Source organism: Spirillospora sp. NPDC049024, from assembly GCF_040649235.1.
Taxonomy (GTDB): Bacteria; Actinomycetota; Actinomycetes; order Streptosporangiales; family Streptosporangiaceae; genus Spirillospora.
This window is the reverse complement of record NZ_JBEZFD010000029.1, coordinates 92,268-105,314: the sequence shown is the minus strand read 5'-3', so window position 1 is coordinate 105,314 and position 13,047 is coordinate 92,268. Positions and strand designations below refer to the sequence as shown.

General features: G+C 74.3%; 10 protein-coding genes. 7 read left to right on the top strand and 3 right to left on the bottom strand.

Annotated elements, in window-relative coordinates; genetic code table 11:
- Positions 1-41: 41 nt before the first annotated feature.
- Positions 42-1,058 carry a hemolysin family protein gene (locus AB0C21_RS37945; protein ID WP_500210877.1) on the bottom strand — a complete coding sequence of 339 codons (1,017 nt, stop codon included), beginning with the start codon at positions 1,056-1,058 and terminating at the stop codon, positions 42-44.
- Positions 1,046-2,395 carry a hemolysin family protein gene (locus AB0C21_RS37940; RefSeq protein WP_500210875.1) on the bottom strand — a complete coding sequence of 450 codons (1,350 nt, stop codon included), beginning with the start codon at positions 2,393-2,395 and terminating at the stop codon, positions 1,046-1,048. The genes AB0C21_RS37945 and AB0C21_RS37940 overlap by 13 nt, the downstream gene beginning before the upstream one ends.
- Positions 2,396-2,736: 341 nt before the next feature.
- Here AB0C21_RS37940 and AB0C21_RS37935 point away from each other — a divergent pair, with 341 nt between their 5' ends.
- The 7 genes from AB0C21_RS37935 (at position 2,737) to AB0C21_RS37905 (ending at position 12,247) form a co-directional block, all read left to right on the top strand.
- Positions 2,737-3,951: a hypothetical protein gene (locus AB0C21_RS37935; protein WP_500210874.1), complete on the top strand. Its 1,215-nt coding sequence runs from the start codon at positions 2,737-2,739 to the stop codon at positions 3,949-3,951.
- A gap of 572 nt (positions 3,952-4,523) precedes the next feature.
- Positions 4,524-6,572, top strand: a complete 2,049-nt coding sequence (locus AB0C21_RS37930) for a serine/threonine-protein kinase (protein WP_500210905.1) — start codon at positions 4,524-4,526, stop codon at positions 6,570-6,572.
- 2 nt (positions 6,573-6,574) lie between these two features.
- Positions 6,575-7,762 (top strand): PP2C family protein-serine/threonine phosphatase, encoded by a 1,188-nt coding sequence (locus tag AB0C21_RS37925; RefSeq protein ID WP_500210873.1) that lies wholly within the window; start codon positions 6,575-6,577, stop codon positions 7,760-7,762.
- Positions 7,759-9,078: a vWA domain-containing protein gene (locus AB0C21_RS37920; RefSeq protein WP_500210872.1), complete on the top strand. Its 1,320-nt coding sequence runs from the start codon at positions 7,759-7,761 to the stop codon at positions 9,076-9,078. Before AB0C21_RS37925 ends, AB0C21_RS37920 begins: the two co-directional genes overlap by 4 nt.
- Positions 9,079-9,083: 5 nt before the next feature.
- The gene (locus tag AB0C21_RS37915; protein ID WP_500210870.1) at positions 9,084-9,857 is read left to right on the top strand and encodes an FHA domain-containing protein; all 774 of its coding nucleotides are present in this window, start codon (positions 9,084-9,086) and stop codon (positions 9,855-9,857) included.
- Positions 9,854-11,389: a GlnX family signal transduction membrane protein gene (locus tag AB0C21_RS37910; RefSeq protein WP_500210869.1), complete on the top strand. Its 1,536-nt coding sequence runs from the start codon at positions 9,854-9,856 to the stop codon at positions 11,387-11,389. Before AB0C21_RS37915 ends, AB0C21_RS37910 begins: the two co-directional genes overlap by 4 nt.
- 30 nt (positions 11,390-11,419) lie before the next feature.
- A complete protein-coding gene (locus AB0C21_RS37905) occupies positions 11,420-12,247 on the top strand; it encodes a glutamate ABC transporter substrate-binding protein (RefSeq protein WP_500210868.1) in 828 nt (275 codons plus the stop codon).
- 93 nt (positions 12,248-12,340) lie between these two features.
- On the opposite strand, the gene AB0C21_RS37900 is transcribed toward AB0C21_RS37905, so the two are convergent.
- Positions 12,341-12,691: an STAS domain-containing protein gene (locus tag AB0C21_RS37900; RefSeq protein WP_500210866.1), complete on the bottom strand. Its 351-nt coding sequence runs from the start codon at positions 12,689-12,691 to the stop codon at positions 12,341-12,343.
- Positions 12,692-13,047 lie beyond the last annotated feature (356 nt).

Genomic DNA, 13,047 nt, shown 5'->3' with positions numbered 1-13,047 from the left:
ACCTCGACACCTGCGGCGTTGTCGCAGGTACGCGGCCTGTGTCAGTGCGGGTTGGTGGCCAGAAGCTCTGCCAGGAGGTCGTCCAGGGTGACGATGCCGGCGAACTCGCCGCCCGCGTCGTTCACCACCGCGAGCTGGGCGCGGCCGCGGCGCATGCGGCTGACCGCGTCCAGCACGGTCGTCTCCGCCGTGAGGACGGGGGCCGGGTGCGCCAGCTCGCCCGCGCGGCGCTCCCCGTCGGGCTCGATGATGGCGGCCCGGACGTGGACGATCCCCGTCATCGCGCCGTCCCGGTCGCGCACCAGCAGCCGGCTGTGGCCGCGGGCCGTCGCCGTCCGGCGGATCTGCGCGGCGGTCGCGTCGGCGCCGATCGTGGTGACGGACGTGGCGGGGACGACGAGGTGCCCGACCGTGGCCTCCCGCGCCGAGATCGCCCGGTCCAGCAGCTCGTGGTCGCGGCGCCCGATGAGGCCGAGGCGGCGGGACTCGCCGACCAGGTGGCTGAGCCGCGCCGGGTCGGTGTGGCTGTCCAGCTCGTCCTTCGGCGTCACGCGGATGAGCCGCAGCAGCGCGTTGGTCACCGCGTTCAGCGCCGACAGGATCGGGCGGGACACCTTCGCGAACGCGCGGAACGGCAGGGCCAGGATCAGCGCCGACCGCTCCGGGTGCGCGATGGCCCACGACTTCGGGGCCATCTCGCCGACGACCATGTGCAGGAACGTGATGACGGCGAGCGCGCATCCGAGCGCGATGGCCTTGGAGCCGGCCTCGGGGACGCCGAGCGCGTGCAGCGGCGGTTCGAGGAAGTGCTCGAACGCGGGCTCGGTGACGATGGCGAGGCCGAGCGAGCACATCGTGATGCCGAACTGGGCGCCGGCGAGCATCAGCGACAGCTCGCGGACGCCCGCGACGGCGGCCACGGCGGGACGGCTGCCCTTCGCGGCGGCGCGTTCGAGCTGCGGGCGGTTGGCCGCGACCAGCGCGAACTCGGCGGCGACGAAGAAGCCGTTGCCGAGCAGCAGCGCGACGGTGATGAGCAGCGAGGTCAGCGGGTCCACGCGACCTCCTCATCCCCGGCGGTGACGTCCGCGGGCGCGGCCGCGCGGATCAGGATCTTCTCGGCGACCCGGCGGGCCACGCTCACGACCTCCAGTTCGACGGCGCCGCCGTCCACTTCGACGCGGAGCCGGTCGCCGGGGCTCGGCAGCCGCCGCAGCTCCGCCATGACGAGGCCGCCGAGGGTGTCGTAGGCGTCGCCCTCGGGCAGGTCGAGGCCGGTGAGGCGGCGGGCCTCGTCGATGCGCATGCCCGCGTCGACCAGCCAGGACCCGTCGGGCCCGGACGTCGGGGCGTCCTCGGGGCCGTCGGTCTCGTCGGCGATCTCCCCGACGAGCTCCTCGGCGACGTCCTCGAAGGTGAGGATGCCGGCGAGCCCGCCGTACTCGTCCACGACGCAGGCGAACTCCTCGCCGGACTCGCGCATGTGCTCGATGACGCCGTACAGCGGCTGGCTGCCGGGCACCAGCAGCGCGGGCCGGGCGACGGCCCCGATCGGGGTGGACGGGTCGAGGGCGTCGTCGGCGACCTCGCGGACGCCCGCGACGCCGACCACGTCGTCGACCTCCTGCCCGTAGACGGGGTACGCGCTGTGCCCGGTCTCGCGGATCAGCGCGACCAGGTCGGCGACGGGCGCGGTCGCCGGCAGCGTGCGGACCTGCGGACGCGGCACCATGACCTCGTCGGCCGTGAGGTCGCCGAACGACAGGGCGCGTTCGAGCAGGCCGGACAGGTCGGCGGGCAGGTGCCCGGCGCTGTGCGACTTGCCGATGATGTCGCCGAGCTCCTCCAGCGTCGCGCCGCTGTGCAGCTCCTCGACGGGCTCGACGCCCACGGCGCGCAGCAGCCGCTCCGCCGCGCGGTCGAACAGCCGGATCAGCGGCCCCGCGACGGCCAGGTAGACGAGGGTGGACGAGGCCAGCGCGCGCGCCAGCTGGTCGGCGCGGGCCAGGGCGAGGTTCTTGGGGAACAGCTCGCCGAGCAGCATCTGGATGAGCGTCGCCAGGACGAAGCCGGTGGCGAGGGCGATCGCCCCCGTGGCCCCTTCGGGGACGCCCACCAGGCCGAGCAGCGGCTGGATCAGCTCCGCGAGGGCCGGTTTGGCGATGAAGCCGACGACCAGGGTCGTCATCGTGATGCCGAGCTGCGCGCCCGACAGCATGAACGAGACCCTGCCGATGACCTTGAGGGCTCTGCGGGCGGAGGTGTCGCCGCGCGCGGCGGCCTGTTCCAGGGTCGCGCGGTCGGCGGCGACGTAGGCGAACTCCTGGGCGACGAAGTATCCGGTGGCGGCGGTGAGGACGATCACCGCGAGAACGCCCAGTGCCGCGGTCAGCATGGGGCACCGGGTCTATGACTGGGGTCCGACACCGCGGACTCACCACTCCTCTCGTTAAATGACGTATCTGTCGTAACGTCACCTGGGACAACGAGGTTCCCAACGCACAGGGTACGGGCACGTGAGGATCGCTGGAGAGCGGCGGCCCCGCGACGCGGACCTGACGAGACGGAAAGCACCTTGTCTCGGTCAGTGTCACGGATCACACTTGTATGAGAACGTACGTCCGATAGTGGACCGGTCCGTGCTCCCAGACCGGTTCTGCGGGCATGCTCAGGGGGACCGAGAAGACGATCGCGGGGCAGACGTTGGACCAGAGCGGGGCAGGGGCCGCCGCGCCCATGAGCCGTGAAGGCGTCGACCATGCCCTCCGGACGCTGCGGGACGAGCGCGACCGCATCGCCGCGTCCCTCATCGAACTGGAGCAGCACGACGGCGGACGCCTGCTCAAGGGCGCCCGGCTCACCGGCGAGACGTGGCGGCGCTGGGAGGAGGCGCAGGCCCGGCTGGCGACGCTGTGGCGGCTCTTCGACGCCTACCAGCGCGTATTGGAGACGGCGCGCGAGCTGCGGGAACGGTCGTCCCGCCTGGACGCGGCCACGCTGACGGAGCTGTCCGGGCTGCTGTCGGGCACCTCGGTGGAGCTGCCCGACGGGGAGATCCCGCTGGAGCACCGGACGCTGCTCGGCCCGCAGGAGCGCCGCATCACGCTGGACGAGGCCGTCGCGATGATGTCGGACGCCTACGAGTTCGTCGCGGGCGAGATCGCCGCCGCGGACGCCGCCTGGTCGGCGCTGCTGCAGCCGCTGGAGGACGCCGAGGAGAGCTGGCGCCGGACGGCCAGGCTGGCGCACTCGCTGGACGGCACCCGGCACCCCGAGCTCGACCGGGTCGGCCGCGAGCTGACCGCGCTCGGCCGGCTGATCCGCACCGACCCGCTGTCGCTGGTCAAGGACGGCCGCGCCGACACCACTCGCCTCGACCGCGTCTGCGCCATACTGACCACGCTCGGCGACGAACTCGCCGGCGTCGCCCGGATGCGCGAGGACTACGCCGAACTCGTGGCGCGGGTCACCACCTCCATCGAGGAGATCGAGGAGACGGAGCGGCGGGCCCACGACGCCTACGCGACGGCTCTCGCCAAGATCCACGCGCCCCACCTCCCGGCGCCGTCGCAGGGCCTCGGCACCGCGCTGCGCGACCGGCTCGCCGCACTCGAACGGCTGCGCGAGGCCGGCCGCTGGGTGGAGATGGCGGGGCGGTTCGCCGAACTCGAGCGCGCCGTCGAGGACGCGCTGGAACGGGCGCGGAGTGATCTGCGTCTCAGTGCGGGGCTGCTCGACCGGCGCGGCGAGCTGCGGGGGCGGCTGGAGGCCTACCGGGCGAAGGCCGCACGGCTCGGCCTCGCCGAGGACGAGCAGCTCACCGTGCTGTACGGGGAGGCCCGCGAGGTGCTGTGGACGGCGCCCTGCGACCTGCGCAGGGCCACCGCGGTGCTGGCGGAGTACCAGAGAGCCATCAGGGCGTGCGAGAGCGAGACGGGGACCCGGCGATGAACCGATGCACCCAGCCCGGCTGCACGGGCGAGGTGGAGGCGGACGGATTCTGCAACGTCTGCGGCATGGCCCCGGCGTCCTCGCCACCCGCCGCCGAAGCGGCACAGCAGTCGGCACAGCAGTCGGCGACCCAGCAAGCGCAGCCCCGGCACGCCGTGCCCGCGAACCCGTCGCACACGGGCCCGGCGCCCATCAGCCCGTCGCCCGCCGGTCCGGCGCAGCCCGCGCGTCCGGCGGCGCAGCCCGCGAGTCCGGCGGCGCAGCCCGCGCGGACGGCCGCGCCCGTGCGTCCGGCCGCCCCCGCGATGCCCGGCTACCCGGGCGCCTACGGGCGCCCCCCAGGGCCGGCCCCCGCTGCTCCTCCGGGGGGCCACGCGCCCGTGACGACCCCGGCGGTCCCCGCACCGCCCGCGGGTCCGCCGCCGGGCTCGTCCGGCCCGAGCGGGCGCGGCGGGCAGGGCCTGTCGTCCGGCAGCACGCCGACGAGCGGTTCGGGCAGCCTCGGGTCCGGGCGGACGGCCTCGCGCGGCGGCACCCGCGGGACGGGCTCGACCGGCTCGGCCAGGCGCGGCATGCTCGGCGCCGGGCTCGTCGAGGTGCCGCCGGTCCCGGCCCGCGACCCGGCCTCGGCGATCATGGAGAAGCCGGAGGTGCCGGAGAACCGGCGCTTCTGCAGCAAGTGCGACGAGAAGGTCGGGCGCAGCCGGGGCGGGCGCCCGGGACGCACCGAGGGGTTCTGCCGCAACTGCGGGCACCCGTTCTCGTTCACGCCGAAGCTCCGGCCGGGCGAGTTGATCGGCGGGCAGTACGAGGTGCTCGGCTGCCTCGCGCACGGCGGGCTCGGCTGGGTGTACCTGGCCCGCGACCACAACGTGAGCGAGCGTTGGGTCGTCCTCAAGGGCCTGCTCGACACCGGCGACGCCGACTCGCTGGCCGCCGCGACCGCCGAGCGCGCGTTCCTCGCCGAGGTCGAGCACCCCAACATCGTCAAGATCTACAACTTCGTCAAGCACGGCGACTCCGGCTACATCGTCATGGAGTACGTCGGCGGCCGCTCCCTGAAGGACATCCTCCTCAGCACCCGCCAGGAGCACGGCGACCAGGCGGCGCTGCCGCTCGGCCAGGTCATCGCCTACGGCCTGGAGGTGCTGAGCGCCCTCGGCTACCTGCACGGCGTCGGGCTGCTGTACTGCGACTTCAAGCCCGACAACGCCATCCAGTCCGAGGAGCAGCTCAAGCTGATCGACCTCGGCGGCGTCCGGCGGGCGTTCGACGCCGACAGCCCGATCTTCGGCACGCCCGGCTACCAGGCCCCCGAGATCGGCTCGCAGGGCCCCTCGGTCAGCTCCGACCTCTACACCGTGGGCCGGACGTTGGCCGTGCTGAGCTTCCCGTTCCGCGGCTACACCGGACGGCACCTGCGCAGCCTGCCGCCGCGCGAGGAGGTGCCGCTCTTCCAGCGGCACGAGTCCTACCACCGGCTGCTGCGCCGCGCCACGCACCCCGACCCCGCCCGCCGGTTCCAGAGCGCCGCCGAGATGGCCGAGCAGCTCACCGGCGTCCTGCGCGAGGTCCTGTCGGCCGAGGACGGGCGCCCGCGGCCCGCGCCGTCCCCGCTGTTCGGCCCCGAGCAGCAGACGGCCGGCACCGAGATCGTCGGCGGCCAGGGCAGCGGGGTCGCGGGCGGCGAGGCCCGGCCGGTCCTGGCGCCGGTGGAGCCGGCCGCCGCCGCGGCGGCGCTGCCCGTCCCGCTGGTGTACGCCTCCGACCCGGCCGCGGCGTTCCTCGCCGGCCTCACCGCCCGCGACCCCGCCGACCTGGCCGCGGCCCTGGCGTCCGCGCCGGTCGCGTCCCGCGAGGTGCGGCTCGCGCTGGTGCGGGTCCGCATCGAGCTGGGCGACCTCGACGGCGCCGCCCGCCTCCTGGAGGACATCGCCGCCGAGGCCCCCGACGACTGGCGCGTCGACTGGTACCGGGGCGTGCGCGCCCTCGCCGGCGGGCGCGGCACCGAGGCCGTCGCGGTGTTCAACGACCTGTACGACCTCGCGCCCGGCGAGCAGGCGCCGAAGCTGGCGCTGGCGTTCTGCCACGAGACCCTGGGCGAGACCGACAGCGCCGGCTACTACTACGAGACGGTCTGGCGCACCGACCCCACCCACGTCAGCGCCGCGTTCGGGCTGGCCCGCACCCGGCTCGCGGCGGGCGACCGCGCGTCCGCCGAACGCGTCCTCGACTCGGTCCCCCGCATCTCCAGCCACTACCTCGCCGCGCAGCTCGCCGCCGTCGCCACCGCCGTCCGGGGGCGGAGCCCCGCCGAGCTGAACGCGCCCCTGCTCCTCGAGGCGGGACGGCGGCTGTCGTCGCTGCGCCTCGACACCGAGCGGTCGGCCGCGTTCACCGCCGAGGTGCTGGAGGCGGCGCTCGCCTGGGTGCGCGCAGGGCGCGGCACGGCCCCGCCCGGCGTCCGGCAGCAGATCCTCGACACCGACCTGGACGAGCAGGCCCTCCGCAAGAAGCTCGAGTACACCTACCGCGTGCTCGCCAAGCTCGCCGAAAGCGCCGGACACCGCCACGCGATGGTCAAACGGGCCAACGCCGTCCGCCCGAGGACGCTCTTCTGACCATGAACGCCGACCAGCACACCCCCGTCGCGCTGTGCCGCGGCTGCGGCGAGCCCGTGAACGAACGCGACCGCTTCTGCGAGGAGTGCGGGCGGCCCGACCCCACCACGCCGAGGACCCCGCCGCTCGGCACCGCGCTGCCGCACGCCTCTCCGACGCCGCCGTCCCGCGACGTCCCGTTCGGGGCCAACCCCGTCCCGCACCCGGCCCGTTCGCCGGAGCAGGCTTTCGCCCCGCGCACGCCCCCGCCCTCTGCCCCGGCTCCGGGCGGGCAGGCTCCGGCGGCGCAAGGGCGGGGTGGCGCCGCCCGACCCGGCGGCGGACGAGGCTCCTGCGTTGACTGTGGCGGCGGCACCATCGGCGCGGACGGCTACTGCGAGCAGTGCGGGCTGCGGCAGCCGAGCGGCCGCGAGCACGTCGAGGCCGAGGCGGGCCGGTTCGGCGCGGCGGTGAGCGACCTCGGGCTGCGGCGCAGCCGCAACGAGGACGCGTTCGCCCTCGCGGCGCTGCCCGCGGGCGTGTGCGCGGTGGTGTGCGACGGGGTGGCGACGGCGCCCGGGTCGGAGGAGGCGTCCCGGCTGGCGGCCGAGGCGGCGCTGGCCGTGCTGACGGGCCGCGTCTCGGTCGGCATGGACCCGCAGGGCGCGATGCGCGACGCGGCGGCGAGGGCGGCGGAGGTCGTGGCGGAGCTGCCCGGCGATCCCGACTCCTCGCCCGCGTGCACGTTCGTGTCGGCCGTCGTCGACGCGGGCGGCATCACCGTCGGGTGGGTCGGCGACAGCCGCGCCTACTGGCTGTCGGCGGCGGGCTCGTGCCGGTTGACCAAGGACGACTCGTGGGCCTCGTCCATGGTCGACCAGGGGGCGATGAGCGCCGAGGACGCGTGGGCCGACCGGCGGGCGCACACGCTGACCGCCTGGCTGGGGGCGGACGCGGGCCCGGTCGAACCGCACGTGGCGGCGTTCCGGCCGACGGGCCCCGGCCTGGTGGTGCTGTGCAGCGACGGGCTGTGGAACGACCTGCCGGAGCCGTCCGCCCTCGCGGAGGTGGCCCTCGCGGGCCGGGACGGACCGCTGGACACGGCCCGGCGGCTGCTGCGGGCGGCGCTGGACGCGGGCGGGCACGACAACGTGACGGTGGCGGTGCTCCCCTACCCGCCGCCAGAACCGACCAGGGAGCGGGGCAGATGAGCGATTTTCCGGAGTTCACCGTCCGTGTTGACCAGAACCCCTACCTCCCGGCAGGCGGACGGGAGATGCACGCGATCGTCTCGGTGGAGGCGCGCTCGTCCGGCGGCGCGGGCCCGGTCGTGGACGACGGGCGCGCCCCGGCCGCGGAGATCATCATCATCGACACCTCCGGGTCGATGTCGTACCGGGGCAAGATGGCGGCGGCGAAGCGGGCGGCGCGGGCGGCGGTGAACGTGCTGCGCGACGGCGTGCACTTCGCGGTGGTCGCGGGCGCGAACCGGCCGCGCATGATCTACCCGCAGGGGGAGCGGCTCGTCCGGGCCGACGCGGCGTCCCGGCGGAGCGCGGTGAACGCGGTGGGGCGGCTGGAGGCGGCCGGCGGGACGGCGATCGGGTCGTGGCTGCGGCTCGCCGACCGGCTGTTCGCCGGGCACGACGCCGCCGCGGCCGGCGCCGTGAAGCACGCGATCCTGCTCACCGACGGCAAGAACCAGCACGAGTCCGACGCGGAGCTCGACGCGGCGCTGCGCCAGTGCACCGGCCACTTCCTGTGCGACGCGCGCGGCGTCGGCACCGACTGGAACGTCGCCGAGCTCCGCAAGATCACCTCGGTGCTGCTGGGCGGGTTCCTGGACGTCCCCGACCCGGCCGACCTGGAGGCCGACTTCCTGTCGATGACGCGGGCCGCGATGAGCAAGCAGGTCGCCGACGTGACGCTGCGCGTGTGGACGCCGCAGCAGGCGCGGCTCCGGTTCATCAAGCAGATGATCCCCGCCGTGGAGGACCTCACCGCCCGCCGGGTCGAGTCGGGGACGCAGACCGGCGACTACCCGCTCGGCGCGTGGGGCGACGAGAACCGCGAGTACCACCTGTGCGTGGAGGTGCAGCCGGGCGACGTCGGACGGCAGATGCGGGCCGCGTGGGTGAAGCTCGTCGCGGGCGACCAGGTCCTCGCGTCCGGCAACGTCATCGCCGAGTGGACCGACGACGAGGCCAGGTCGACGCGCATCAACGGCCGCGTCGCGCACCACACCGGGCAGTCCGAGCTCGCCGAGGCGATCCAGCAGGGCCTGGAGGCGCGGCGGGAGGGCGACGAGGACACCGCCACCGCCCGGCTCGGACGGGCCGTGGTGCTGGCGCGGGAGGTCGGCAACGAGCAGATCTCCGGCCTGCTCGACAAGGTCGTGGACGTGGTCGACCCGGTGCGCGGCACCGTGCGGCTGAAACGGGACGTCGCGAAGGCGGACGAGATGTCGCTCGACACCCGCTCCGTCCGGACCGTGCGGACCCGGCACGGCGACGAGGCAGGGGGCTGAGCCCCATGCCGGTCTGCCCGAGCGGGCACGCGTCCCAGGCCGCCGACTACTGCGACGTGTGCGGCGACCTCATGGACGGCGCGCAGCGCGCCGAGTTCGCCGAACCGGAGCCCGCGTCCTCGCCGACCGCCGCGCCGGCCTCCGAGCCCGCGCCGCGGGAGGAGCCCGCCTGCCCGCACTGCGGGACGCCGCGCTCCGGCCGCTTCTGCGAGGAGGACGGGTACGACTTCGAGACCGGCACCGTCTACACCGTCGAGTTCACCCCGGCGGGCACCGCCCGCGCGGTGCCGCTGGTGCCGCAGCAGCGCCAGGGCAGCGGGCCCGTCGCCCCGCAGCCGGTCCCGGCGCCGGTTCCGGCGGCGACCGGGCCGCACGCGCTGATCAAGGCCGACCGCGCCTACTTCGACTCGGTCCTCGCGGAGATGGGCCCGGACGCCGCGGGGCTCGCGTTCCCGCCGTACTGCCCGGAGCGCCGCGTCCCGCTGCTCGGCGACCGGGTCCGGATCGGGCGGCGCAGCACGTCCCGCGCGCTGCTGCCCGAGATCGACCTCAGCGCGCCGCCCGAGGACCCGGGCGTCTCGCATCTGCACGCCGTCCTGCTGTCGCGGCCGGACGGCTCCTGGAACCTGATCGACCCCGGTTCGACGAACGGCACGACGGTGAACGGCGCGACGGAGCCGATCCCGGTGAACGTGCCGGTTCCGGTCGGTCACGGCGACCGCATCCACGTGGGCGCCTGGACGACCATCACGCTGTCCCTGCAGGAGGGCACGCCATGACGATGAGCCCCGCACCGCCGGCGGCGCCCGCGCCGCGACCTTCCGGGCAGCCGCCCCTGCCCGAGCAGCCCGCGGCCGGGACGCCCGCCGTCCCGCAGCGAGCGGGCCGCCTGAGGACGTTCGTCCGCGGCCGGTGGCTGAAGACGATCCCGGGCCGCATCCGCGCGCACGTCGTGCTGTGCCTGGCCGCGCTCGTGGCGCTGCTGGCCGTCCTCACCGTGGCGATCGGCAACGCGCGCGACTCCGTCGAGACGATCGGGCACGACGCCGGTCCGCAGGTCGTCGCGACAGGCACGCTGTACTTCGCGCTCAGCGACATGGACGCGCAGGTCTCCAACATCCTGCTGATCGGCCGCGAGCACGGCCTCGGCATCGGCTACGACGAGACGCTGCGGGTGTACGAGAGGCGCCGTGCGGAGGCCGACGCGGCGGCGGTGCAGGCCGCGCAGCTCGCTGGGCGCGACCCGGCGCTGCGGCGGACCGTCCAGGAGGTGCTGGACGGCCTCGGCAAGTACGAGCGGCTCGTCGGCCAGGCCATGCAGCTCGACGCGCAGTCCGACCACGCGCCCGGCGAGACGCCGGCGCAGGTCCTGGACGCCTACCGGCAGGCCACCGACCTCATGAAGCTGCAGCTGCTGCCGAAGGCCTACAACATCACCCTCGACACCGGCGCGACCGTCCGGCAGTCGTACGAGACGAAGCGGTCCGCGGTGCTGACCGGGCGCACCTGGGTGGCCGTCACCGGCGTGATCGTGCTGCTGCTCCTGATCGCGACGCAGCTGTACCTGGTGCGGACGTTCCGCCGCGTCCTCAACCCGGCGCTGGTGCTGGCGACGCTCGCCACCGTCGTCCTCACCGCGGTGGGGGCGGGCCTGCTGACCGCGCACGCCGGGCACATCAAGAAGGCGAAGCAGGACGGGTTCGACTCGATCCTGCAGCTGTCGCGGGCCCGCGCGATCAGCCACAGCGCGTTCGCGGACGAGAGCCGCTACCTCCTCGACCCCGGCCGCGCGGACACCTACGAGCAGACCTACCTCGACAAGTCGCTGGCGGTGATCTACCCCGACCTCGGCGACAAGCCGGTGAACCTGGAGAACTACTACGCGGGCCTGGAGCAGAAGGCCGGCGCGTACCGGCCGGGCTCGGGCACCGCGCCGTTCCTCGGCTTCTTCGGGGACGAGGCGCGGACGGTGGGCGGCGGACGCGAGGGCGAGGCGCTGGCGAAGACACTCGCGGCGTACCGGGTCGTCCAGCGCAACGACGCGCGGATGCGGCAGCTCGCGGCGGCGGGGAACCGGACGGGCGCGGTCGACCTGCGGATGGGCCGCACCTCCAACGCGATCCGCGACTTCGACGCCTACGACGCGGCGCTGAGCGCGCTGACCGCCGTCCACCAGGACGCCTTCGACAAGGCGATCAGGGACGCCGACGGCGGGCTGCGCGGCTGGAACGCGGTGCCGCCGGTGGCCGCCGCCGTCATCGCCGCACTGATCATCGCGGGGGTCCGTCCCCGGCTGGCCGAGTTCCGCTGACCGAGTTCGCCTGATCAAGGAGATCAAGCCATGCGCGCGACCCGTGCCATCGCCGCCCCGGGGGCCGTCCTCGCCGCGGCGGCGCTGCTGTCGGCCTGCGGCCTCGGCGCCGAGAAGGAGCAGTCCATCGTGGACAAGGGCTCCCTGGTCGTCGGCGTGAAGGAGGACCAGCCCGCCCTCGGGGTGAAGCGCCCGGACGGGACGTACGAGGGCTTCGACGTCGACGTGGCGACCTACATCGCCGGGAAGCTGGGCGTCCCGAAGAGCCGGCTGAAGTTCACGACGACGAACTCCTCCGTCCGCGAGCAGGCGCTCGCCGAGGGCCGGGTCGACATGATCGTCGCGACGTACTCGATCACGGCGAAGCGGAAGTCGAAGGTGACCTTCGCCGGCCCGTACTACGTCGCCCACCAGGACACCTTCGTCCGCGCCGACGCCGCCGCGATCAGGAACGTGCGGGACCTCAAGGGCAAGCGGATCTGCGCGGTGAAGGGCTCCAACTCCTGGCGCCGCGTGATCGAGGAGCGCAAGGTCGCCGCGAAGCCGGTCGAGGTGGGGACCTACGGCGCCTGCATGGAGGGGCTCGCCGGCGGCAGGCTCGACGCGGTGTCGACCGACGACCTGATCCTCGCCGGGTTCGCCTCCGGCCGCCCCGGACGGATGATCAACGCCCCGTTCACCGACGAGAAGTACGGCGTCGGCCTGAAGAAGGGGGACCTGAAGGGCTGCGAGGAGGTCAACCGGGCGATCACGGACATGTACCAGGACGGGACCGCGCAGCGGCTGCTGGCCAAGTGGTTCGGCAACTCGGGGCTCAAGCTGACGACGAGCGTCCCCCAGTTCGAGGGCTGCGCCTGAGTGGGGGGTGTGGGGGTCGCCCCCCACAAGGAACGCGCCTGAGTCGGGGGTGTGGGTCGTCCCCCACAGGGGATGCGCCTGAGCCCTGCGGCCCTACGGCGTCGTGGACGGGAAGGCGCCGATGGCCTCCCGCAGCGTCTCGTGGATCGGGATGAACTTGTCGATCCCGGTGATGCGGAAGACCCGCTGGACGCGCGGCGGGAGCGCCACCAGCGCGAGGTGCGTGCCGCGCTCGCCGACGCGGCGGTTGGCGGCGACGATCGCGTTCAGCCCGGTGGAGTCGCAGAACGTGACCTCGCGCATGTCGACGACCATGGGCTCGCCGGTCTCCACGGCCTCGAAGAGCGCCTCCTCGAAGCGCGCACGGGACACCACGTCGATGTCGCCCTTCACGCGGACGAGCGTGCAGCGGTCGTCGCGCATCAGGCTGATGTCGAAGTCCATCGTCACCTCACGCCCCACTCCGGTGGTACCCGGCCATCTCAGGTGACTCCTCAGGATTGCGCACCCGTGCCCGTATTCCAAGCAGTTCCCGGGAAAAGGACCAGGTCGCCCGCCCGGCCCGCGGACCGTAACGCGGAGGGCCGGACGCCCGTCTGATCCCTGGTCCCGACTGTACCTGACGATGCGCCCGGGGCCTCCGGGTGCCTCCCAGGAGATCCGGTAAACGGGGTAATAACTTACTGAAGAGAAACTTACTTGACGGTAAGGAATGGCCGCGAATCCCGCTCGCACCGCACCTGACCAGCTCTTGGACCATTCCTGGCCCGCTGCTGGACCGGAAAGGAGGACGCTGACCG